This window comes from Winogradskyella ludwigii, assembly GCF_013403985.1.
Classification (GTDB): domain Bacteria; phylum Bacteroidota; class Bacteroidia; order Flavobacteriales; family Flavobacteriaceae; genus Winogradskyella; species Winogradskyella ludwigii.
On record NZ_JABFDF010000001.1, the window covers coordinates 190,414 to 216,296 of the forward strand.

The following is a 25,883-nucleotide window of genomic DNA, read 5'->3' on the forward strand; positions in this document are numbered from 1 at the left end:
ATAAAAAAATCCCTCAAAAGAGGGATTTAAAATAGCAACAGTCCTAATAATCATTAACACTTAAACTAACTCAACTGCTATTACCTGTTATAATAATTCTTATTTAGCAGCTCCATTTAAAAACTTAGGTTTAAGGACGATCATTGCCCAAGCCCAATTCTGACTTCCAGCTGCTAAATCATCAGTAACTCCTTTCAATTCATACATACCATCGCTTGCAAACATTTGAGAATAACCAAGAACTAAAGCATAACCTTTAAATTTTTTCTTAAAAACTAAATCTATTTCTGTACCTAAAGATTTTTCACCACTTGCCAATTCTTGTTCGCCACTAAAATTTAAAGCTTTTACTAAAAGACTAGAAGTAGCTCCCAATTTAAAATTTGCACTAGCATGTATATCTACCAAACCAATAGAGTTCGCATGATTACCTACATAGAAATAATCCATAAATCCATTAAACTTATGATTAGTGCCATATAAAGGAAAGAATGCTCCCGTTTCTCCTACTCCACCATCATTACCACTAACAATTTCCATACCAGCTCCTAAAGTCACTTTTTCTGATGTTTTATGTGTGATATCTAAACTTAACAGGTGAGCTCCTTTTATATCTACTTCCCCTTGTCTTTGACCAGTTTGAAGATAGGCATTTGCAGCAATACCAAATTTCCCTGAAGTGTATTTTAAATGCGTCCCTATAGTTTGTAAATTACTAGTACCATCTGCAGTTTCTCCATCATCTTCATACTCTTGAAATCCGTTATTCATTATTAATAAACTTCCAGAAAATTTAGACCACTTCTTGCTTAAATGTAACATTTGCATTGTTTTATAAGAAAAAAAACCTGTTGTATCATACGAGGTTCCTTCAGCCACAAAACCTGTTGGATTGCTATAATCTTGATTAAAAGCTAAAGCTACATCAAACTTAAAGTCACCTTTAGTATACTTTAATAAAGCTGCATCATGATTACGACCTTGCTGTGCCCAATCTAATCCACCTAAAATTCTCTGATCGTCATAAGACAACACTTGACGACCAATTTTAGTAGAAAAACCTTCTCCTAATTTTATATCTGCCCATGCTTGAAAAACAGCAAACGAATTATTCTGATCATAAGGTAAAAGTTGTCTATTCTCGCCCCAAACCATCACATCCTGTAAACTTAAATAGAAGTTGTAACCCTCTGTTTTAAAACCTGCATTCAGTCGTATTCTTGTTGAAATACCATAACCAGCATCCGCGTCTTCTGCTATTATACTTCCAAAACCATTTCTATACTCTGTACGTGGTCTAAATTCACCATCTAATGAAAATTGTGCTTGAGCAAATTGAGCTATTAATGTCATTAAGCCTATTAAAACATATTGTTTTTTCATGGTTCTTGTTTTTAAATTTGAATTATTATTTGATTTTTTGAATTTCATTTCTTGATTGTTTTAAGTTGTATTTCCCCTCTACTTATGAAAATTACAGCTTTCAAAAGCATTATTTTTAATTGAATAAATTGTTATTTATTTTTTACTTCTTAATGTTCTAAAAAGTCTATTAAGTGTTTTCTGTAAGTATAGTAATCATCATGTTCTAAAACTGATTTTCGAGTTCTTGGCCTATCAAAATTGATATCTAAAATATCTCCGATTTTAGCTTTGGGACCGCTTGTCATCATTACAACTCTATCTGCCAAAAAAATGGCTTCATCAACATCATGAGTAATCATTACTGCTGTAATTTTTTCTTTGTTCCAGATTTCTATTAAGATGTCTTGCAATTCGCCTCTGGTTAAAGAATCTAACATTCCAAAAGGTTCGTCTAATAATAAAACTTTAGGTTTTATAGCAAATGCTCTTGCAATACCAACTCTTTGTTGCATTCCTTGTGATAGTTCGCTTGCTTTTTTATGAAAAGCATCTTCTAAACCTACTTTTTGTAAATAGTATTTTGCAATATCTTTTCTTTGTGCTTTTGTGGCATGAGGAAAAACCTGGTTTACGCCTAACAATACATTTTGTAAAGAAGTCATCCAAGGCATTAAACTTGGCGATTGAAAAATAACGCCCCTATCTGGCCCTGGACCTTTAATAGGTTTACCAAGTACAGATATACTGCCATCAGAAATAGGATTTAAACCTGCAATCATAGACAACATTGTTGTTTTACCACAACCAGAATGGCCAATAATAGTCACAAATTCTTCTTTACGAATTTGAAGATTTAAATGCTCTAAAACTACATAATCTCCTTTTGGTGTTGGATATACTTTTTTAAGATCTTTTAAATCCAACATTACTTCATTGGAAGGAAAAGAAATATTTTCTATCAGATTTTTTGTGATTTTATGTCCAGCTATAATGCTCATCTTTATCCTAATTTTAATTATTTTACGAAATCTTTTGGTGTTAATTCTGGCAATACAAACTCTTCTTTAGATTCCGATTTACGTTCATCTCCAATATCCATTAAATACTCAATAATCGCATTTCTTGTTTTCTTAAAATTAGGATTATCATTCATTTCTGTTTTATTTCTAGGACGCTCTAGATCGATTTTAAACTCAGGTCCTAACGTTGCATTTGGGCCAGGACGTAAAGGAATAATTCTATCTGCCATATAAATGCCCTCATCAACATCATTGGTAATTAACAAAGCCGTTCTTTTATCTTTTTCCCAAATACTTAAGATTTGATCTTGCAAATTACCACGAGTTAAAGCATCTAAAGCACCTAAAGGCTCATCCATAATAATCATATCTGGCTTCATTGCTAACGCTCTTGCAACCGCAACACGTTGACGCATTCCTCCTGATAATTCTTTAGGTAATTTATGAATAGCAGGTGTTAAACTTACCATATCTATATAATGAGCTGCTTTCCGTTTCCAAACAGATTTTTCTCGTTTTGGAAAAGCTTCTTTCACTGCCATTAATACATTTTGCTCTACAGTTAACCAAGGTAATAATGAGTAATTTTGAAAAATAACACCACGTTCATGACTTGTACCTAAAACAGGTTCTCCTTTAAACAAAACCTCTCCACTTGTAGGTTTTTCTAATCCGTTAATCAAATTTACTAACGTTGTTTTTCCACTTCCTGTAAAACCTACAATAGCAACAAATTCTCCTTCTTCTATCTGTAAATTGATGTTAGATAACACTTCTGTTTCTCCGTCTGCCTGATGATAATTTTTACAAATATTATTTAATTCTAAATATGCCATTTTCTTTAGTTTTAATTGTTAATTAAATAGCATCTGTTTTATCAAAAGACACCCAATTTTGTATCGTTAACATCAATCTATCTAACAAGAAACCAATGATACCGATCACAAACATGGCAACTATAATTTTAGCGTTAGAATCGTTTGCTCCATTTTGAAATTCTTCCCAAACAAACAATCCTAAACCTGGACTTTGCGCTAATAACTCAATGGCTATTAAAACCATCCAAGCTACAGATAATGTTATTTTTAAACCTGTAAAAATCAATGGTAAAGACGAAGGCAATATCACTTTAAAAATTTTCTGAAATGTTCCTAATTTTAAAACTTTAGCAACGTTGACATAGTCTTTATCTACAGAAGAAACTCCCATTGTTGTATTTACTAAAGTTGCCCACATTGAACATAAACCAACACTAATAAATGAGATGGTAAATGAACTATCATCTGCAGAACCAATCAATAATGTTTTTACAATCATAAAAACTAATAGGTACCAAACTACAGGTGATACTGGTTTAAAAATTTGAATAAACCAATTAAAAGCACTCTTTAAAGTTGGGCTTAACCCTATGAAAATACCTAAAGGAACAGCAATAAATAATGCTAATAAAAAGCCAGCAAAAACAGTTTGTAAACTTCTATAAATTTGATCTACAAAAGAAGGTCGTCCTGTATATACAATAGCATCTTTTCCCTCCGAAATCCTAGTTTCGTTTAGAGCTGCAGTTTTTTCTGCAAAAGCAGCTTTATCTGCACTAATAATATTATGGTCTCTCAATAAAGATTGAAAAGATGACCAAACTTGTGATGGAGAAGGCAACGTGTTTGGTTGGCAACTAGAATCACCCGAAGCCATACATGCTTTTAAGGCTTCTGCAGCAGTCTGACCTTGATCTTTTAACGCTTTTTCAATTTTAAAATCAGCTTCAATATTATAGAGTGATTTTGCTCCCAAATGCCATAAACCAAAAAATAATAGAATGGAAGCAAGCGGCACAATAGTTTTTCGTAAAAAATTCTTTAATTCTTCTTTTTGTAACTTCCCTGTAAATAGGTCTTTTAAGGTTAAAAAAAAGCCTAATCCTAAAAAATTAGATACTTTCCCTAATGTTGCAGTTGCTTTCATCTTTTATAATTAAGTATTTATAAGGTGAAATTTAACATCTAACAGGTTTTTAAAACCCGTTAGACATTAAACGTTATTATTATTTATCCTTGTTTCCTATTGAAAAACTATTAATATATCCTATTGGATCTTTTGCATCATAAATAGTTCCATCAATAAAGTCTCCTGTTGCTGGCTTATAACCATCTGTTTCTGGTAAATCTGTTGCTGGAATATTACCTTCTTCAACTAAAAGCGCTGCTGCTTTTTTCCAGATATCTGGTCTGTAAATATCCTTAATAGTAGAGCCGTACCAATCTGCAGACTTAGCTTCTGGTATTTGTCCCCATCTTCTCATCTGTGTTAAGAACCAAATACCATCAGAATAAAAAGGATATGTAGCATTATACTTATAGAACACATTAAAATCTTCCATTTCTCGCTTATCTCCTTTTTCAAATTCAAAAGTACCTGTCATTGAATTTGCCAATACCTCTACAGGTGCTCCAACATATTGAGACATTGATAAAATTTCTACAGCTTCTTTTCTATTTTCTGGTTTATCTAACCATTTACCAGCCCTAATTAATGCTTTGGTTACTGCTATTGCTGTATTTGGATTATCTTGTACAAACTTCTCTGTCATTACAAAAACTTTCTCTGGATTGTTTTTCCATATATCATAATTGGTAACTACAGGAACTCCAATACCCTTAAAAACAGCTTGTTGATTCCACGGTTCACCTACACAATAACCAAAAATTGTACCTGCTTCTAAAGTAGCTGGCATTTGTGGTGGTGGTGTTACAGACAACAAAACCTCAGCATCAATTTGCCCTTGCACATTGTCTGCTGTGTACATTCCAGGATGAATACCTGCAGCCGCCAACCAATATCTTATTTCGTAATTGTGAGTTGACACAGGAAATACCATTCCCATTTTAAACGCTTTTCCTGAATTTTTGTACTCTGTAATTACAGGTTTTAAAGCTTCTGCCTTTATAGGGTGAATAGGTTTACCATCTGAATCTTTTGGTACATGTGGTTTCATTTTTGACCAAACATCATTAGAAACTGTAATTCCGTTTCCGTTTAAATCCATTGAAAATGGAGTTACCAATTTTGCTTGACGACCAAACCCTGCTCCTGCAGCAATTGGTTGACCAGCTAACATATGAGAGCCATCTAATTGACCATCTATTACACGATCTAAAACATTTTTCCAATTTGATTGTGCTTCTACTGAAACAAATAACCCTTCATCTTCAAAAAATCCTTTCTCTTTAGCAATGGCTAAAGGAGCCATATCAGTCAATTTGATAAAACCAAACGCCAATTGTGGTTTTTCTATTTCTAAAGGTTTTGTTTTTAATGTTTCGGTTTCTACAGTTTTAGTAACCTTTTTTTCATCTTTACCTCCACAAGCAAATAGTACTGCCGCTAAACTCAGGATGTAAGTTGATTTTTTTAATAGTGAATTCATATGTCGTTAATTTTATTAATCTAAGTATTAATACTTATTTTTAACAAATATATAAGTAGATATAATTACAACTCATGATATCACACATATTAAAAACTCTTTTCAATACACAGTAAAAACTATCAAAAAACATATAATAAACACAACTAGCTATATATAAGATGATTACAACAAAAAACTAACTTAAGTAAAACATCTAAGTATTTACTTATTCTGAATATCATTTCTAAGTAAAAACCCTTTCAGTTAAATTACTGAAAGGGTTTCACAAACTCTTTTTCTTTTGATTAGAAACTAAAAAACAGAAACTATATCTAAGAATCTAAATAGAAATTATGTTCACTAATCTCATTTTTTAATTTTTGAATATTTGCAATTCCAATTTTTTTTACTCTTGCAATAATTAAACCCTCCTTTTTTAATGAAGAAAACACACGAATTACCTGCTCTTCTGATGTCCCTGCATAATCAGCATACTCTTTACGGCTCAATGGTAGATTTAAAAACCCATTTAATTCGCCAAATTTTCTATGAATATACAGTATAGTATCTATAACACGCTCTCTAACTGTCATTTGAGAAATAGATTTCACTTTAGATTCGCTTCGGTTTAATTCATTAGCATAAAATAACATCATATCATAACCAAACTTTGGATTTTCTAATAATGCTTTTTGTAAATCACTTTTAGAGAAATAACATAAAACCGCATCCTGTAAAGCAACAGCACCAATGGAGTAATACTCTTCTGTACCAAAGCCTCTATGACCAATAATTTCTCCTTCTTTAGCAAAACGCACAATTTGTTCTTTGGCATTTATACCTGTTCTAAAAACTTTTACTTTACCTTTTAAAACAAAAAACAAACCATTAACTGCTGCACCTTCTATAATAAATTGCTGTCCTTTTTTGCATTTTAAAGTTTTCTTATTTTCTATAAAATAAGAACTAGATATATGATCTAAATTTCTCTTGATTAAACAGTCCGAATTGTCACAGGAAGCGCAAGTCAAATTTTGAATTACTTTTCTTGACGTTATATTTTTGTTTAAAACCAAATTATATCTTGTTATTATTTAACTATAATTATTTTTTCAAAATTAGATATAGAGGCCTCACACAATGAACATTGATATGTCTCTAGAAGGTCATTAAATAATGTTTTTGGTAAAATGTTTTGCGTAATATCTCCAAAAGCTTCATCGTAAATGGTTAAACAATCCTGACATTGATACACCTCTAATTCAGTAATTTCTTTTTTTGCTTTGAGTTCTTTTTCTTCATCGCGTTCAGTTCCTAATTGATCAAAATATAACTGACTTAATTCCATTAATAGACCAGGTAATTCTACTTTATCTACATCTTGAACATGCATGATGTATTTCCTTGTATTGGGATCAAAATTCTTAGCATATAATAGATTATAAGTGTCTCTGGTTTGAAAATTCCCAATAATTTCTGGTTGCTTATTTTTTTCGACTACAATTGATGTAAAATAATAAGCGGTTTTACTATAATCTGTAATTCCGAAGGTTAATCCATAGGTACTAATATCATTTTGATCGAAATTATTAACTAAGTACTTTTTAAGATTAAGCGCATCTTTATTTGCAACAGGAATATGCCAGTTTAACTCTAACATAGAGTGACGAACATTAATTCCTCTTTTTCCTAAAAATTTTTCCCAAATCAATTTAGATTCTCTTGGGATCCCTTTTACAATAAAAGATTTCCAAGGTGTAATAGAAATTTTTCCAATTTTATTTTCTGAGCATAATTCGCACATATCCTTTAAGAAAGAAATGTCGTATTTATTATTTCTCCAATAGAGACCTAACCAATATTTATCTGCTCCAATCTTGTTCATCCCTTCAAAATAAGGAAATGGATAAAACGGAACCTCTAACGGCTTATCTACAGTTCTATTATTAGTATCAACAGCATCACTAACCAATGCAAAAATGGTTTCTATAGTTTCAGGTTCTTCCTGTAAAATATTTTCAAGAGCTGTTTCAATTTTACCTAAATCCCAACTGTAAATTAATGCAGGATACATTTCTGTTGTTTTCCAACCTGGCAACCTAATGTACAAATACCAATAATCTTCATGTTCTGAAGCAATATAATTTATATGACCTGTAAATAAGGGCACTAAGCGTTGTTTGGGATCTACTAAGTTGATTTTTAATTTTGATTTAGGGCTAAATTGCTCCAAAAGATATAAGTACCTATCGCCTGTAAGCCAAGAAGTACTTGGAAAAATATCTGCACAAACATAAGATGACATAATATTTTCTACACCTATAGTATCTACATCAACAATTTGAAGTTTATCAAACTGCTTAAGGTCTTCTTTACTTGCTTTTTTGGGCAATATAATATCTTGTCTAGACCCAAAAGAAATAGTTTTAAGTCCTAAATTTTCTACAGATTCGCAAATGTATTTTAATTCTCCAGGCGACAATACACCACCTTTAACTATCAATCTATTTAACTGCTTAATCATGCCCCTAGTTTTGCGTTATCCAATAGTTCTCTTACTTCCGTTTTACAACTTCCACAACCTAATCCTGCTCCTGTTTTATTACATAATTCTGTAAAATTTGTACACCCTTTAGCAATTGCTTCTTCAATATTTCCTGATCCAACTTGGCTACAAGAGCAAACCAACTTACCTAACATCGGGACATCGTTAGAAGCACCTCTTAACAAGGTCTCTCGTTTATCTGACATTTCAATTTTACTCTCAATCAACGTCTTAAATTCAGCAAATTCATTTTTATCACCTACTAAAACAGCACCAATTAGTAAATCATTTTTTACAATACACTTTTTATAATAGCCTTTAGAAATGTCTGTAAAAATAATTTCTTCATAACTTGGATCATTTTCAGGAACCGAAATTTCACCAATACTACAGAGATTTAAATCGTTAAACTTTAAAATATTCATAAGTACAGAACCTTTGTAAGCCTCACTAATATCTCCTGCTATAAAGTTGGCTAGAATACCTGCTTGCTCTTCTGCTGCAGATGTAATTCCGAATAATTTATTATTAAATTCAGCGATTTCACCAATGGCAAAAATATCTGGATGCGACGATTGTAAATGCTGATTTACTCTAACACCACGACCACAAACAATACCATTATTTTTTGCGATTTCTATATTGGGTCGTGTACCAATAGCGTATACAATGGCATTTGCAGTAATGTATTTTCCACTTTTTAAATTGATAGTTAATTCGCCTGTGTCTTCATCATCAAAAACAGTACTAACTTCATTATCAAAATAAATTTGAATGCCTCTTTCTTGCACGTCTTTAGATAATAATTTGCTAGAGATCTTATCTAATTGGCGTTCCATTAATCGTGATCCTCGTTGTATAATGGTAATTTTCACCTTTTTATGTTTCATCGCTGCTGCGAGCTCTAAACCTAACAAACCACCACCAACAATGACAACATGCTGGTCTTCTGGCGGTAAACCAGTGGCATCTAGATAATTTTTGAAACAATCTGCATCATTTTTGTTTCGCATTGTAAAACGACCTGGTAAATCTATTTGTACATCCTGAGGAATAAAAGGCCTGCTTCCTGTAGCTAAAATTAATTTATCAAACGTATGTAACTCACCATTAGAATCTGTTATTGTTTTAGTCTCCTTATCTATTTTATTTACAATAGTCTCTGGATGAATTTTAAGATCTAATTTATTTAATTCTTTATTTTTAATCTTTAGTAATTGTTCCCAAGACAATTCTTCTGTAATGTACTCCGGTAATAAAACACGATTATAAAAAAGGTTAGATTCTTTTGAAAACACATGGATTTCATCTACCTCATTATTATCTCTATAATTCTGTAAAAAACGAAATGCCGCTGCTCCTGCGCCAGCTATTATAATTTTCTCTTTTGGTTTTTTATATTTTGTAACCGCTACTGAAGTAAACTTAAAATCGGGTTCTTTTGAAACAGGATCTATATGTGTATTGGTTAAATTGTTTGCTCTATTTAAATTACTTTGCAATACTTTTCCCCAATGCATTGGTAAAAATACCACACCTTTTTTAATGGTATTTGTAATTTTTGCACGTACTCTAACCTCGCCATTTTTGCTTTTTATTTCAGTAATATCTCCATCTTTTATCTTTTTTAGATAAGCATCTACTGGATTAATTTCTAATACAGGTTTTGGATAGTGCGTTTTTAATCGAGAAACCTTTCCTGTTTTAGTCATGGTATGCCATTGATCTCTAACACGACCTGTTGTTAATATTAATGGAAATTCTTCATTAGTTTTTACAGATGTATTTTCTAAAGTTGATGGTAAATTAAAAATTGCTTTTTGAGAAGGTGTGTAGAATTTTTTATCTTCAAAGAGTCGTGGAGTTCCTGGATGTCTATATTCATTTACAGGCCATTGAAATGTACCTTCATTCTTTAAACGGTCGTAATTTAAGAAAGACACATCAATGTTGGTTCCTTTAGTCATGGAGGCATATTCATCATAAATCTCTTCTGCTCCATTAAAATTAAAACCTCTAAAGCCCATTCTTTGTGCAAAATCACAAAATATTTCTACATCTGGCCTTGCCTCACCTGGCGCTTCAATTTCTTTAGGTAAGTATGATATTCTACGTTCAGAATTGGTCATCGTTCCTTCTTTCTCTAACCAAGCTGCAGCTGGTAATACCAAATCTGCATATTGTAATGTATCGGATTTATGAGAAATTTCTTGAACCACAACAAATTTAGAATTCTTCATTGCTTTTTCTATTCGGTGAGAATTTGGCATACTCACCAACGGATTTGTACAAGCAATCCATACCGCTTTTAGCTTTCCACTTTCTAAAGCATCAAATAATTCTGTTGCTGTTAATCCAGGTTTTGGTGATATTTTATCTACTCCCCAAAAATCTGCAACTTCTCTTCTATGTTCTTCGTTATTTAAATCTTTATGTACAGCTAATAAATTTGCCATGCCTCCAACTTCTCTTCCTCCCATGGCGTTTGGCTGCCCTGTTAATGAAAATGGTCCAGAACCTGGCTTACCAACCTGACCCGTAATTAATGACAAATTTAGCAGAGATGTATTCTTGTCTGTTCCAATAACACTTTGATTTAAGCCCATGGCCCACATACTAATGAATCCTTTGGATTGGCCAATCATCTTGGCTGCTTTTAAGATATCTTTCTCAGAAACACCACACAATTCTGAGGCTTTTTTTAATGTAGTTTCAAAAATTACTTTTTTATAAGCATCAAACCCTTCAGTATATTTTTTTATAAAATCTTTATCAATTAAACCCTTCTTATACAAACAACGCCCTATAGCATTCTGCAGAATTACATCTGTTCCTGGTGTTAATTGTAAATGTAAATCTGCAAATTTTGCCGAGTCCGTTTTACGAGGATCTATAACAATGATTTTTACATTTGGATTTTCTTCTTTATGCTTTTCTATTCTTCGGAATAAAATAGGATGACACCATGCAGGATTAGCCCCTGTGATTAAAAAACAGTCTGCTAATTCTATATCTTCATACGAAATAGGTACACTATCCTCACCAAATGTTTTTTTATAACCAACCACTGCAGAACTCATACATAAACGCGAGTTGGTATCAATATTGTTGGTTCCTAAAAATCCTTTGGTAAGTTTATTAGCGATATAATATTCTTCGGTTAAACTTTGACCCGAAACATAAAATGCTACTGAATCTGGACCATGTTTTTTTATAATAGATTTAAAAACATGAGCCGCTCTATCTAATGCCGTATCCCAACTAACACGCTTACGAGGATGAGAACGACTCCAGCGCATTTCTGGATATAGTATACGATCTGATATATCGTTTGCTACATAATGTAAGTTCATGCCTTTAGAACACAACATGCCTTTATTTACAGGATGATCTGGATCTCCTTCTACAGAAACCTTGTTATTGATGTCTTTTGTTACGATAATTCCGCAACCAACGCCGCAATAAGAGCAGGTTGTTTTTGTTTCATTTTTCATCATTTATAACAAGATTTAATACTAAATATGGCTTTAAAATTTCACAAACCCAAGTTTGATTTTATTATTCTGAATGCAGTAAAAAAGTAACTGTTGAATTTTTAATTCAGTAAAAAAAGACAACCTTAATAGTCAATTTCACTATTAACTAACTCCTTTTTAGCTTTCTGCATTTATAGGAATAAATTCTAAAACCTCTTCTGTTTCTTCTTCATTTGAAAACTTAATACTTAATGCAACAATACCTGTAACGACAACAACAAAACCAATAAGGAAGTATCCACTTGAAACTGCAGCTGAAGATGCAGCAGACTGTGCGGCCTTAATGACGTCTTCTCCCATACCAAGATTCGAAGAAATTGCTGCTTTTTCTGCGACTGCAGATTTAGATTTTAACAACATTGCAGCCAAAAAAGCACCTACATTTCCACCAGCTCCAACAATTCCGGAAACAGAACCAATAGCTTTTTTATTTATAAATGGTACAACAGAAAACGTTGCTCCTTCTGCCATTTGAACACTCAAACTGAACAGGATTAGTAAAACAATACCAAAGATTAAACTAGTAGTGCTTGAAAATGATATAAGCATAATACCCTGTAATGCTAATATAAAAGACAGAAATAAAACACGACCACGTAAACCTCTTAATTTCCCAAACATATCGCCAAAATAACCACCTAATGTTCTTGCAAAAATATTCATCAAGGCAAAAGACAAGACAATATTACCTGCAGTTACTCTCTCTAATTGAAAGGTATTCTGAAGATAATCGTCCATGGTTCCATAAACCGTTAATTCAATTCCGAAACTTGCAGCATATACCACAAACAGAATCCAAACACGATAATCTTTTAAAACTTCTAAAAAACCAATCTGATCTTTTTTAGAAACAACCATTTGCCCTGAAGCCTCTAATTCTTTAAAATTTCCTTTTGGTGTATCTTTAGTAAAGAAAAAATAGACGATTCCCATTAGAAAACAAACCACACCAGCAATAACCATAGAGTAACGCCAAGCCTCTGCATCTGCAACACCAAACGCTACAACTGCAGCCGCAATTAATGGCATTCCAAGTCTATTTGCTCCACCTCCTAAATTTCCCCATCCTGCAGAAGTTGCATTTGCTGTACCTACAATATTAGGCGCAAACATTAATGATGTGTGTACTTGCGTAATTACAAATGAAGCTCCAATAAAACCAATGAATAATCTACAGACTAAAAACTGTGTTGGTGTTTGCACCAAACCACATAAAACTACGGGAATAGAACCTAATATTAACAACCATGTATAACATAGTCTTGGACCATATTTATCACAAAGTTTACCAATAAGTAAACGTGCAAAAACGGTTCCTGAAACCGCTAAAATAATTGAATTCCATTTTTGATCTGGTGTTAAGCCTAAATCTTTAACGACATCTGGCATAAAAGGCACAATACCAAACCATGCAAAAAAGCATAGAAAAAACGATATTGAGGTAATCCAAAATGTACGAGTTGAAACATTCTTGAAATTAAGTAGACTTAGTGTTGTTGATTTTTCTTGCTCTAAATTTATCATAATACATGTTATTCTTACTCAAAACTAAGTATAAATACTTAATTTCGGTGCTAAAAAACTACGTATTACATAATTATTAGTAGATTACTAATTACATGATAACAATTTTAAGAATTTGCCAAAATTGACGTCTATAATTATGATAAAAGAATAAAAACTATACCAATTGGTATTCGTTAGCTTTACTAGTTAACTCTTGAAGATTTTTAGCATTTAACTTCTTCATTAAATTAAAACGATGCACTTCGGTTGTGCGTTTGCTGATCTGTAGCTCTTCAGCAATGTCTTTATTATTCTTAAGATCTAAGACCAATGTTAATATTTGTTTTTCTCTTTTAGTTAATTTAAAAGGAAGTTCCTTTGCCTCTTTCTTAGATTCTAAAGCTTTATTTGTATTTCCGTTTACAAAATTACTCATGATTATAGAGGACACATCTCCTGTAAAATACTTTCCTCCAGCAGCGACTTTATTAACGGCTTTTAAAAATTCTTCTTTACTAGCTCCTTTAAGTAAATATCCATCTGCACCAGCTTGTATGGACTTAACTACGTATTCTTCGGAATCATGCATAGAAAGCACCAATGTTTTTACATCATTGTATATTTTATTAATCTCAGCAACAACCTCGATACCATTCATTTCTGGCATTCGGATATCTACAATTAAAACGTGTGGTTTATTTTTAGCAATAACCTCTATAGCTTCCTTTCCATTTGAGGCTTCATCAATAACAGTAATGCCTGTTTGATCTTCTAAAAGGGCTTTAATCCCATCTCTTACTAAAACGTGATCATCTGCTAAAACTACATTTATCATAATCGTAAACAATTTATACGAACAAAAATAGCCATTTTAAGTAAAACTACGTATTTTTTTAGATAGGGATATTTAGAGTTACTCGTGTTCCATTACCTAATTCTGAAGTTAGAAAAAGTCTCCCTTCAATATATTTGATGCGCTCTTTCATAAAAGTCATTCCCATACCACCATCACCATTTTTAACGCTTTTTACTTTAGAAGGATCAAAACCTTTTCCGTCATCATCTATTACAATACTTAAAATATTTTTACTGTGAGATAGTGAAACTAAAATGTGATTAGACTCGGCATATTTAATGGCGTTATTTATGGCTTCCTGTACTATTCTATAAATATTAATCTCGACAAGAGAATCTAAACGCTGATTGTAGTCTGTTTTATTGAAAAACAAAATTTCCTTTCCTGTTAACTTCCCTAGTTCTTTAGTGAGTTTGGAAATTGCAGGAACCACACCGTGATCTGATAATTCTGGTGGTGTTAAATTAAAAGTAGCAGTTCGTACTCCTTTAATAATATCTGTAGTTAAGACTTTTAGATGTTGTATTTTAGATGTTGTTTTCTCAATATCATCCATATTGATACTTTCCAAATTATATTTTAACCCCGTTAACATCTGCCCAATGCCATCGTGCACATCTTTTGCTATTCTACTTTGTTCTTTTTCTTGATTCTCAATAATCTTGCTAGAGATTATTTTTTGTTGACTCATTTTTTCTTCAAAATTGGCATTAGTCAATCGTTCAATTTCTATTTGACCTTCTTTTTTTGCTGTAATTTCTGAAGCAATAATTAATAACTCTGATTTATCTTCTGTTGGTCTATAAGGCACAATAGACATTTCTAGCCAAACATCTTTATCGCCTTCAATAGTCGCTTTTACTTCTCCTTGCCAACCTGTTTTTTGATTCTTGGTAATAATGTCTTCAATAAATAATTGCTCAGTTTTATGACTTGATAAAACATTCCAAAAGAAAACTTCCTTTTTAAATTTTGAGAACTTAAACAATCGTGAAAACTTAGTTCCCATATATATTAAGCTCCCATTAGGCGAAATTCTAGCAAATAGCAACGTTTCATCTATTGCCTGACTTAAAGCTCGTAATTCTCTAATCGATTTTTCTTTAGCTATACTTAACTCATCAGCATTAAATGCCATAGTTTTTGCTTTTTCTTCTGCAATTAACAACTGAGACAATGTTGCCTTAACTGATTTTGCTGTAGGCCAAAAAATGAACAAAAACTCAGCGAGCAAAACCAACAATGTAAAAACCATGATTAAGAACTCTAAGGTTTTTAACCAAGCGGTTTTATCATCTGCTTCTATATTATACTGATTTACAATCGCATCCATTATCGACAAAAAAGTACTTTCGTTTACAGTTACTTTACTGATATTTAACGATAAACGATCTACAGAAATTAATGGGTTGTTTTCTAATTGTTGAAGAATTGATTTTGATGATTTCTGAATTATACTGAAAACAGGGTTTAGCGTCGTAAACTTCTGTTTTATTACTGCACTATTCTGATTAGGAAGTCCTAAACTATCGCTCCCTTTTTGTAAAGCATCATGAGAAAGCTGCCATAAGTTAAGTGTACTTTGAATATCATTTTTTAACGAAATTCTATTTTTTTTATCTGAATAAACAGAAAGTAAAACAATTTCTTTGGTAAGTTTCTGACTTAACATTCGCTGTCTACCAGCCACATTAATAACTGTAGAGTCACTTTGTTGTTTATCTAAATGATTGCTTACTAGAACCTGACTAATAATTACTGAGATTGCAATAGTACTTAAAGCAATACTATACAAACGTTGCAATTTTGTAAACGTTTGTTGATCTAAAGAACCCGTTTTATTAGTCATTTAATTCTAAATCTTATTGAAGCGCTCTTTTTATAAGTGATAAGCTTTTTTCTGAAAAATTGAGATTTAAGGCAAACTCATGACCTTCATTAGACATTTTTTTCCAAGTTTTTTGAAGAATACTAATAATTTTTTCATCTTCATGCTTAGCAGCAAAGTCTTCAAAATAGTAATCTAAGAAAACCAAACAAATAACATCTTCAATCACTTGGCTCTCTTCATCTTTTTTAATCATTTTTTTATTAATCAAAAAAGAGACTCTTTGTATAAAATCATTACTATAACCAACAGTTTGCAAGATTTCTGAAGTGATTTCTGCATGCATTTTCTTTAAGGTTTCTCTCCATTTTAAATAGCCAATTCTATCCATTGAAAATTCATTCCTAGCAATTTTCCATCTGCAAATATGCTGTGCTCTTGCTGCTATTTGAAGTTCTTCTGAAACATCTCCTTTAAATTGTAGCAATTTCTGAGACATACGTTTAGAATACAATAATTCTTTTGAAAACATTAAACCGTGACTATTTAACGTATTAACATCTTCAGCATTTTTTTGATCGATTAATGCTATTGCAATTTCAAAATTTGTTGGCTTCATGTATTGGATTTTCTAATCTTCGAAGCCAATATAAACATTTTCATTTTCAATCTTAACAGGATATACTGCTATTTTTAAATCGTCTCCAGACAAGTTTGAACCATTTTCTAATGAAAAATTTTTCTTGTGTAACGGACAAGCCACTTTAGGTACACCTTCTTTATCTCCTATCATCCCTAATGACAAGACCATTTCCATTTTATGAGGACATAAATTCTGACTCGCATACCATTTCCCTGTTCTTGTAAAATTAAAAACAGCAATTTGCTTTGTTTTGTATTTTATACATGCTCCACTATTTTCAGGAAAATCAGCTATTTGACCGACTTTAAACCATATTGCTACTTTAGTATCTGGAACCGACTGATATTGACTTAATATATTTTCCATTTTTGAATTTTATTTAGTTTTACCAAGCTTTTGGCATTTTTTGATCACGCATTGGTACAAATTCTATAGTATCATCTGTATCATCAGAATTCACAAAATGTTTAAAACGTTTCATTATTTCAGGACTTTCGATGGCTTGCTTCCATTCACATTCATACTTATTGATAAGACCTTTCATTTCGTTTTCTAAATCTTCTGCAATTCCTATGGAGTCTTCGATTATAACTTGTCTTAGATAATCAATTCCTCCTTCTAATTTATCTAACCAAGGAGCTGTTCTAATTAATGGACCAGCAGTTCTTATGTAATACATTAAAAAGCGATCTAAGTATTTAACAACCGTTTTATCATCTAATTGCTCTGCGAATAAAACTGCATGTTTTGGTGTTGCTCCTCCATTTCCACATACGTATAGATTCCATCCACCTTCAACAGCAATTAAACCAAAATCTTTACCTCTAGCTTCTGCACATTCTCTGATACAACCAGAAACTCCTCCTTTAAATTTATGAGGCGAACGTAACCCTCGATACCGTTTTTCTATTTCAATGGCAAAAGTGACACTTTCGTGCATGCCATATCTGCACCATGTAGAACCTACACAACTTTTTACGGTTCTCAACGATTTTCCATAGGCGTGCCCACTTTCAAAACCAGCATCAATTAAGTCTTTCCATATTAAAGGCAGTTCATGCACTTGCGCTCCAAATAAATCTATTCGCTGACCTCCCGTTATTTTGGTATATAAATCGTATTTCTTGGCTACTTCTCCTAAAACAATAAGTTGTTGTGGTGTAATTTCTCCGCCTGGCACTCTTGGCACTACAGAATAGGTTCCGTTTCTTTGGATATTTGCCAAAAAGCGATCGTTAGTATCTTGAATTCCTGGTTGACGATTTGCAGTTTCCATAGTAATTGTTGCAAAAATCGAAGCAAATACGGGTTTACAAATTTCACAACCTTGACCATTACCAAACAAATTTAGAGCTTCGTTATAATTAGGTACTTTATTGATTTTTACCAAATCATAAAGCTCTTGTCTATTGTAATTAAAATGCTCGCAAACCGTTTCTTTAACTTCTTTACCCAAAGATTTTAATGTTTCATTTACCAAATCTACAACCATTGGCTTACAACCACCACAACCTGTTGTTGCTTTTGTTTGAGCAATAACTTCAGATAAATTATTGCAACCCTCTTCTGTAATTGAACCACAAATGGTGCCCTTGGTTAAACTCTCACACGAACACACTTGTGCTGTATCTGGTAAATCTAAAACACTTCCAAATGATGAGCCTCCATCACTTGCAGGTAAAATTAATTGCGCGGCATCTTCTGGTATTGCCATTTCATTTAAAAAGACTTGATGCAGCATATTATAGTCTGAAGCGTCGCCTATAAGAATGCCACCTAATAGTTTTTTTCCATCGAGACTGACATTTATTCGCTTATATAAATGTTGTGTTTTATTTTCAAAAATCACAGAATGTCCTTTTGATGCTGGCATAAAAGGCTCTCCAAAACTAGCAACATCAACTCCTATTAATTTTAACTTTGTAGACATATCAATTTGATCTGCCATTAAATTTTCTTCACCTAAAATTTGATCTACAGCAATACCAGCCATATCATAACCAGGTGCCACCAAACCGTAAATCATTTGATTGTATAAAGCAACTTCTCCAATAGCAAAAATACTATCGTCTGATGTCTTCATTTTGTTATCGACGACAATTCCTCCACGAACACCCATTTCTAATCCGCTCGTCTTTCCTAGCTCATCTCTTGGCCGAATTCCTGCTGAAATAACCAACATATCCACATCTAAAATATCATCTTCACCAAACTCCATTCCGGTAATAACTCCATTACCTAAAATTTGATTGGTTGCTTTACTTAGATGAATGTTTAACCCTATAGATTCCAGTTTCAATTGTAAAACTTGACTACTTCTAGAATCTAACTGTCTTGGCATTAGTTTAGAGGCAAACTCAATAATATGAGGCTCTAAACCCATATCCATAACTGCTTTTCCGGCTTCTAGACCTAATAAACCACCACCTAAAACAGCCGCTTTCGCATTGGGATTTATTGTTTTAATTTTTGAAGCATAAGCGAGCATACCTTCAAGATCTTCAATCGTTCTATACACAAAAACACCTTCTTTTTCTACTCCTTTTATTGGAGGAACAAAAGCAGAAGAACCTGTAGCTAAAACCAAATAATCGTAAGAAAAGCCTCTATCTTTTGCTGTTGTAATTGTTTTGTTATTTCTATCTATTTCTGAAACACGTTCGTCAACAATTAAATTAATACCATTGTCTTTATACCATTCTGCAGGTGCCATTTCTAAAGCCTTTGCATCTTGATTCTCGAAGAATTCACTTAAATGCACTCTATCATAAGCTGGTCTTGGTTCTTCTCCAAAAACAGTGATTTCAAATTTTTTGCTTTCATCTTGATTTATAAATTTTTCGCAAAACTTATAACCAACCATTCCATTCCCAACAACAATGATTTTTCTCATAACTACGTATTTTTAAAAAGCCTAAGTAACTAAACCTAAACAATGCTCGATATTTTTTTTTACAAACTAGAATACAACACACGTTGCACTTCTTCTTCAAAAAATGAAGGATGCTCTGCAACCACATCTCCAATCACAATTATTCCAGGTGAGGAATCTTCTATATTGTTCACTGCACCAGAAATATCACCAATACAACCCACAGAAAATGATTCGCTTTTCATAGTTCCATTTTGAATAATAGCAAAAGGCGTTAGTGGGTTTCTATATTTAATAACTTCTTGAATGATTTCTTTAAACTTTCTAATCCCCATTAAAATAACCATGGTAGTCTCTGATTGTGACGCAAATTTTAAATCTTGAGAAAACGAACCATCTTTTTTAGTCGCTGTCATTACCCAAAAGCTTGAGCTTATACCACGTTGTGTCATTGGTATTCCTTGACTTCCTGGAACAGCGATAACACTTGATACTCCTGGAATAACATCTACAACGACACCAAAAGATTCAACGTAATCAATTTCTTCATTCGCTCTACCAAAGACAAAAGGATCACCACCTTTTAATCGCACAACATGACCATATTGAAATGCATGTTCTACAATCAACGTATTAATCTCATCTTGTGTAAACGAATGTTTACCGCAACGTTTACCTACATATATTTTAAGGGTTGAATCGTCTATTTCGGAAAGTAATTCTTCACTAACTAAAGCATCATAAAGAATAACGTCGGCGCTTTGCATTGCTTTTAAGCCTTTTAAAGTTATCAAATCCTTAGCACCTGGTCCTGCGCCTACTAAGGTTACTTTTGCTTTTTTAGATAACTTCATATGACATCAAATTAAGTATTACTTCTCAAACATAAGTAATATCTTTAAAATACGTACATAAAACTAAGTAATAATACTTATTTTTATTAATTTGCAAAAAATAAGTAGTTAATAATATGATATATGAATAGAATGACACCAAACGAACTATATCCTGTATTTTTAAAAGTTTCTAATCTTAATATTTTAATTGTAGGTGGCGGCAATGTTGCTTTAGAGAAATTATCATTTTTACTTAAGTCAAGTCCAAACGCCAAAGTACAAATGGTGGCAACACTCTTTAGACATGAAACTGTTATCCTTGCCAAAAAATTTAGTGTAGAAATGATAACTGACACCTACAATAGTACTTATTTAGAGTATAAGCATATAGTAATCGCTACAACTGACCAAACTGATATAAACCAACTCGTTTATCACGATTGTAGAGCACGACATATTTTAGTTAATGTAGCCGACAATCCACCATTTTGCGATTTTTACATGGGTAGCATCGTTACTAAAGGCAATGTAAAAATTGCTATATCTACAAACGGTAAATCTCCAACCACAGCAAAACGATTACGACAATTCTTTGAAGATGTTATTCCGGACAACATCGATGATTTAGTAAAAAACTTAAATGAATACCGAAAAACTATAAAAGGTAATTTTGAAGAAAAAGTAGAAATACTAAATGAAATGACCAAAGGATTGGTTAACAGAAAATAATTAAAAAAATAGCTTAAACGCTCTAAAACTAATAAAGATCGTTAAGCTATTTTTTATTTAATTGTATAATTTTTTTTAATAGATTTTGAAAATACACCTCTACCTACACTATTTTATGCTCTCATTTTACCCGTAATTTCAATCACGTTAATTTGAAAAACAACAGGCATTTTATCTGAATTTATTTTACTCGAAAACTCACTTATAAAATCCAGTTTCTTAAATTCTTTATTTATAATTAAGTCTTTAACACCAAGTGAAAATTGATGTAGTTTTGCTTTAGATGCACTACCTGATAATTCTTCGAAAGTGCCATGAACTAAAACCGATTTCCAAGAATTTACAGAATCAATATCTAAAACATTCATAGATACGTTTTTATTTTTCCTCATCGCATCTATTTTATGGCCTTCGCCTGAATATCCAATGATGACACTATTTTCCATATCAAAAAAATAAGTAATTGGCACAACAAAAGGTTTATCTCTATGTATATAAGATAAACTCCCAATATAATTTAGCATTAAAAGGGCTATAGATTCTTTCTCTGTCAATGTTCTAAACATAATTTATCTTTTTTTTGCGCGTGAACTAAGTTACTAAAAACTAACAAGCTAAATCATGATCTTAATCAGTTAGATAAAAACGGTATAAAATATCTTTTAGTAATACTCAAAAAACAAGCATCGACAATAACCAAAATCCATAGTTTTTCAACCTGAATATTATTAATCCTTAGATTATTTTGAAGCTGAAACATTAACCTCTAATTCCGGAATTTTTATCAATTCAATAGTTGTAGATCCTAATATAATTTTGCCGTTAGAGTTTTCAAATTCTACACGAATTTTATCATTTAAAAGATGTTTTGTGTAACGTCGTTTCTTAAAATCTACGATATACCTAAGATTAAATTCAATCCAATTATCAGTAAGTGATATGGCTAACGTTGGTTCTACTTCAGCATCTTCAATATAATATTTATTTACAATAGCTTTCCACTGCGCTTTTGAGTTCTTAGTAAATTCTGAAAGTGTTTCTGTTGCTATTTTAATTACAATAGATTTTGCCAAATCAATATCAGAACCATGACGAATAGGCAAGTTGATTTCATCCCAAATAAATGGAAAATCTTGAGAATAATTATAGATCGGTCCTTTAAAAACAAAGGCATTACTTAATTTCACTATTCGGCCACTATAATTATCGCTACTCACCCATTCTCCGATTTCCATCATAGTGGTATAAATACTGTCTACATCAATCACATCTCCTTTAATTCCATTAATTTGTATACGATCTCCTGGCGCGTACACTTTTACTAAAAAAATGTAAACCGAACCAGCGATACTTAATATTAACTCTTGTAATGTAAAGGCTAATCCTGCAGTAAAAACACCTATAATTATGGTAAAATCTTTAATAGTGCCAGAAAAATAGCCAATGGCAATAATAACTAATAGTACATAACCAATAACTTCAATTCCTTTTTGTGCCTTATACCGAATGCCTGTGTTTGAGATTTTTCTTTTAAAGTAATTTCTGAGAATTTGAATTCCTAGCATAATTACAATGAGTAAAACAAGAAACTTAGCAACCCTCCATATAATAGGGTAATCGTTAAACCATTGTTGCATATCTTCTAATTGTGGCATTCTATAAGATTTAAATAAGTATAGAATTTACAACGGTTTTTTGAATTTTAAAATGATTTTAATCAGCTAAAATCCCACCATCTTCCATGTGTATAATCCTATCCGTTTTATTAGCAAAATCCTCGTCATGAGTTACAATAAGAAGCGATAAATCTTGTGTTTCGCTCAACTCTTTAAAAATATTAAATACATTTTGGGCATTGTGACTGTCTAGGTTGCCAGTAGGCTCATCTCCCATAATAATTGACGGACTATTAATTAAAGCACGTGCAATAGCAACCCGTTGTTTTTCTCCACCAGATACTTGTGACGCTCGTTTTAAAGCCAAATGTTCAATATTCAATATTTTTAATTTTTCCATGGCATCATTTTCAATTTCCTGAATTGATTTTTCTGCTAATTTCTTAGCTGGAAGCATCACATTTTCTAAAACTGAAAATTCCGATAATAAATAATGAAACTGAAATACAAAACCAATACTTTTATTCCTCAAATGTGATAAGTAATCATTATTCTGACTCGTAATTAACTGATTATTGAGATATAGTTCCCCTTCATAATCAGTATCCATTGTAGAAAGGATATACAACAAGGTAGATTTACCACAACCAGACTTCCCTATAATTGAAGCGAATTCACCTTTATTAATTTTAAAATTGATATCCTTTAGCACATGAAATAATACGGGCTTTCTAAAGTATTTATTGATACGTCTAGCTTCTAAAATTGTGTTCATATTATTGACCTCTTATAATTTTAACGGGATCTATTATTTTAGCTTTTTTTGAAGGTAGGTAACCTGCAAAAAAAGTGGACACCATAGCAAAGACAAATCCAATGACAAAAAACATAGGGTCCAATTGAACTGGATAAGTTTCTACTGATGGTAAGGATTTAGTTTCAAAAGGAATTGTGCCAATAATGCTTACTAATACATAACCTAAAAGCAAGCCTAATACACCTCCAACAAAACCAATAATCATGGCCTGACTCATAAAAATGAGCTGTACATCTCGTCCCGAAAATCCAATGGCTTTTAATATCGCAATGTCATTCATTTTCTCATAAATGAGCATATTTAAAATATTATAAATTCCAAAACCCGCGACAATAAGTAACGTTATAGAAACCGCATAGGTAATAAGATTTCTAACTGATGTGCCTGTATCAAACTGGGCATTTGCAGTTTTAAAATCTACGGCTTTCAATTTAAATTGCTGTTCAATCTTTTTGGACATTGGTAAAGCCAATTCCATGTCGTTTAACTTCACATTAATATCTGTAATATAATTATTGGCTTCGCCCAAAATACGCTGTACTGTTTTTATGGTGGCATAGCTTTGTCTAGCGTCAACATCTGAAACACCACTTTGATAGAACCCAACAATTTTCAAAGGAAAAACCCCTCCATTTACAGGACTAACTTGCACACGATCTCCCACTTTTAAAGCCATTTTTTTGGCAATACCAATACCTAATAATATACCATTTTCTGTGTTTTTTAAATCTTCTGCAGACCCTTCTACAATATAATCTCCCATATTATTAAATTGAACTTCTTCCATAGGATTTATTCCTGTAAGATTCCCTCCCAATTCAATAGATCCAGAGAGGTAAAAGATCTGAGTTTTTATTTGCGGAAGTGCTCCTTGTACATTTGAATTGGTTTCTAAATATTTAATAATAGGTAATGCATTATGAATCTTTGCCTGACTTAGTTTTGGTTTGATAGAATGAACGATATTAAAGCTTTCGCTCAACTCATCGAAAAGCGAAATAGGTTGTTCTTTTGATGGTTCAATTTCATTGTAAATATGTATGTGAGGAGTTTGATTTAGTATTAAATCATCTAAAAGCCCATTTAAGCCTGTCATGAAACACACCAACGTAATATAAGATCCAATCCCGAAAGTTACACCTAAGGCAGCAACAGCTGTAGACTTAATTTTGGTAAGTAAATGCGTTTTTGCAATACCCAATATTACGCTCCAATTGGTCATTTGTTTACTTTATAGATATAAGTACCTTGAGTAATTCCGGATAGAATTTCTACAAATTCCATGTTCTGTAATCCTACACTAACAGTAACAGTTCCATCGTCTGTTTTTACTGTATTATCAGCTCCTAAATAAGCTTTAGGAATGGTTAATACATGCGCTTTCTGAGCGGTAACAATATTAGCTTCTCCAGATAAGCCAGGATATAATACACTTGGTGGATTCACAAAAAGTGCTTCCACTAAAAACGTTTGATTCTGCTCATCTTTTTTAGGGTATATTTTAGAAATTTTAGCTTCAAAAATTTCGTTTTCATAAGCATCTAACTTCACTAAAACTTGCTGTGTTTTTGTGATATTTACTATATCCACCTCATCGACTAACAATTGAATAACAAACCGTTTAACACTTCCAATAGCTGCCAATGGCTCCATGCTTGTAACTAATTCTCCTGGTTCTTTATAAACCGCATATACTTTGCCATTTATTTTACTATTTACCGTAAAATCTTTTGTTGAAACTGTCGCAGATTGATACCTATTTTGGGCTTGCTTTAATGCTGTATTCAATTCGTTTTTTGTTCTATAGAATTTATTCTGAAGCACTTTAAGTTCATTGGAAGACAACTCATAATTAAGTTTTTTGGTATCGTATTGAATCTCAGAACCAATATTTTGATCCCATAATCTCTTTTGCCTAAAATAATTGATAGAATCGTTCTGACATTTTAATTTTGCGGCTTTAATTTCACTTTCAATACCACTTAAAACGGTTGAGCTACCTCTGTAATTATCTTCTGCTAAACTCAGTGCAAATTCTGCATTTTGTGTATTTAGTTTTGGAGTACTATTTATAATTTGAAACAAATGCTGATTCTTTTGAACCACATCACCTTCTTCTACCAAATTAGCATCTATTAATCCTGAAACCACAGCATACACCTGATATAAACTATCTGGCTGAATTGTTGCAGACGCATAAACAGATTCCGTTAAGGTTTGTTCTACAGGTAAGATTTTCTCTTCCTTTTTAGAACAAGAAAAAACAAAACAAACAGCTATTATAAATATCCAACTTTTCATATTAA

General features: G+C 32.1%; 21 protein-coding genes. 1 reads left to right on the plus strand and 20 read right to left on the minus strand.

Annotated elements, in window-relative coordinates:
* Positions 1–99 precede the first annotated feature (99 nt).
* The 15 genes from HM981_RS00760 to cobA all read right to left on the minus strand — a co-directional run bounded on the left by HM981_RS00760 (position 100) and on the right by cobA (position 20,433).
* The gene (locus HM981_RS00760) at positions 100–1,431 is read right to left on the minus strand and encodes an alginate export family protein (protein ID WP_246286085.1); all 1,332 of its coding nucleotides are present in this window, start codon (positions 1,429–1,431) and stop codon (positions 100–102) included.
* A 101-nt stretch (positions 1,432–1,532) separates the two neighbouring features.
* Positions 1,533–2,363, minus strand: a complete 831-nt coding sequence (locus HM981_RS00765; RefSeq protein ID WP_179336675.1) for an ABC transporter ATP-binding protein — start codon at positions 2,361–2,363, stop codon at positions 1,533–1,535.
* Between the two features lie 17 nt (positions 2,364–2,380).
* Positions 2,381–3,220: an ABC transporter ATP-binding protein gene (locus HM981_RS00770; RefSeq protein WP_179336676.1), complete on the minus strand. Its 840-nt coding sequence runs from the start codon at positions 3,218–3,220 to the stop codon at positions 2,381–2,383.
* Between the two features lie 22 nt (positions 3,221–3,242).
* Entirely contained in the window at positions 3,243–4,349 is a 1,107-nt protein-coding gene (locus HM981_RS00775; RefSeq protein ID WP_179336677.1) for an ABC transporter permease, read from the minus strand.
* 79 nt (positions 4,350–4,428) lie between these two features.
* A complete protein-coding gene (locus HM981_RS00780) occupies positions 4,429–5,811 on the minus strand; it encodes a CmpA/NrtA family ABC transporter substrate-binding protein (RefSeq protein WP_179336678.1) in 1,383 nt (460 codons plus the stop codon).
* Positions 5,812–6,125: 314 nt separating this feature from the next.
* On the minus strand, positions 6,126–6,824 hold the full coding sequence (locus HM981_RS00785) for a Crp/Fnr family transcriptional regulator (protein ID WP_218846216.1): 699 nt from the start codon (positions 6,822–6,824) through the stop codon (positions 6,126–6,128).
* Between the two features lie 59 nt (positions 6,825–6,883).
* Entirely contained in the window at positions 6,884–8,317 is a 1,434-nt protein-coding gene (locus HM981_RS00790; protein WP_179336679.1) for a rubredoxin, read from the minus strand.
* Entirely contained in the window at positions 8,314–11,835 is a 3,522-nt protein-coding gene (locus HM981_RS00795) for a nitrate reductase (RefSeq protein ID WP_179336680.1), read from the minus strand. The genes HM981_RS00790 and HM981_RS00795 overlap by 4 nt, the downstream gene beginning before the upstream one ends.
* A 156-nt stretch (positions 11,836–11,991) precedes the next feature.
* On the minus strand, positions 11,992–13,398 hold the full coding sequence (locus HM981_RS00800; protein ID WP_179336681.1) for an MFS transporter: 1,407 nt from the start codon (positions 13,396–13,398) through the stop codon (positions 11,992–11,994).
* Between the two features lie 157 nt (positions 13,399–13,555).
* Positions 13,556–14,215: a response regulator transcription factor gene (locus HM981_RS00805; protein WP_179336682.1), complete on the minus strand. Its 660-nt coding sequence runs from the start codon at positions 14,213–14,215 to the stop codon at positions 13,556–13,558.
* Between the two features lie 58 nt (positions 14,216–14,273).
* Entirely contained in the window at positions 14,274–16,085 is a 1,812-nt protein-coding gene (locus HM981_RS00810; RefSeq protein ID WP_179336683.1) for a PAS domain-containing sensor histidine kinase, read from the minus strand.
* A gap of 13 nt (positions 16,086–16,098) precedes the next feature.
* The gene (locus HM981_RS00815) at positions 16,099–16,683 is read right to left on the minus strand and encodes a DUF4202 domain-containing protein (RefSeq protein ID WP_179336684.1); all 585 of its coding nucleotides are present in this window, start codon (positions 16,681–16,683) and stop codon (positions 16,099–16,101) included.
* 12 nt (positions 16,684–16,695) lie between these two features.
* Positions 16,696–17,073 carry a nitrite reductase small subunit NirD gene (nirD, locus tag HM981_RS00820; protein WP_179336685.1) on the minus strand — a complete coding sequence of 126 codons (378 nt, stop codon included), beginning with the start codon at positions 17,071–17,073 and terminating at the stop codon, positions 16,696–16,698.
* A gap of 19 nt (positions 17,074–17,092) precedes the next feature.
* Positions 17,093–19,600, minus strand: coding sequence for a nitrite reductase large subunit NirB (gene nirB, locus HM981_RS00825; RefSeq protein WP_179336686.1), 2,508 nt, complete (start codon positions 19,598–19,600; stop codon positions 17,093–17,095).
* A gap of 59 nt (positions 19,601–19,659) precedes the next feature.
* On the minus strand, positions 19,660–20,433 hold the full coding sequence (gene cobA / locus HM981_RS00830; protein ID WP_179336687.1) for a uroporphyrinogen-III C-methyltransferase: 774 nt from the start codon (positions 20,431–20,433) through the stop codon (positions 19,660–19,662).
* A gap of 132 nt (positions 20,434–20,565) precedes the next feature.
* Here cobA and HM981_RS00835 point away from each other — a divergent pair, with 132 nt between their 5' ends.
* Entirely contained in the window at positions 20,566–21,144 is a 579-nt protein-coding gene (locus HM981_RS00835; RefSeq protein WP_179337653.1) for a precorrin-2 dehydrogenase/sirohydrochlorin ferrochelatase family protein, read from the plus strand.
* Positions 21,145–21,257: 113 nt separating this feature from the next.
* Here the strand turns inward: HM981_RS00835 and HM981_RS00840 are convergent, their stop codons facing one another.
* From HM981_RS00840 to HM981_RS00860, 5 genes are all read right to left on the minus strand, one after another.
* Positions 21,258–21,710 (minus strand): pyridoxamine 5'-phosphate oxidase family protein, encoded by a 453-nt coding sequence (locus tag HM981_RS00840; protein WP_179336688.1) that lies wholly within the window; start codon positions 21,708–21,710, stop codon positions 21,258–21,260.
* 174 nt (positions 21,711–21,884) lie between these two features.
* Positions 21,885–22,799: a mechanosensitive ion channel family protein gene (locus HM981_RS00845; RefSeq protein ID WP_179336689.1), complete on the minus strand. Its 915-nt coding sequence runs from the start codon at positions 22,797–22,799 to the stop codon at positions 21,885–21,887.
* Between the two features lie 58 nt (positions 22,800–22,857).
* Positions 22,858–23,535 (minus strand): ABC transporter ATP-binding protein, encoded by a 678-nt coding sequence (locus HM981_RS00850; protein ID WP_179336690.1) that lies wholly within the window; start codon positions 23,533–23,535, stop codon positions 22,858–22,860.
* Between the two features lies 1 nt (position 23,536).
* Positions 23,537–24,799, minus strand: coding sequence for an ABC transporter permease (locus tag HM981_RS00855; protein ID WP_179336691.1), 1,263 nt, complete (start codon positions 24,797–24,799; stop codon positions 23,537–23,539).
* On the minus strand, positions 24,796–25,878 hold the full coding sequence (locus tag HM981_RS00860) for an efflux RND transporter periplasmic adaptor subunit (protein WP_179336692.1): 1,083 nt from the start codon (positions 25,876–25,878) through the stop codon (positions 24,796–24,798). Before HM981_RS00860 ends, HM981_RS00855 begins: the two co-directional genes overlap by 4 nt.
* Positions 25,879–25,883: the final 5 nt, after the last annotated feature.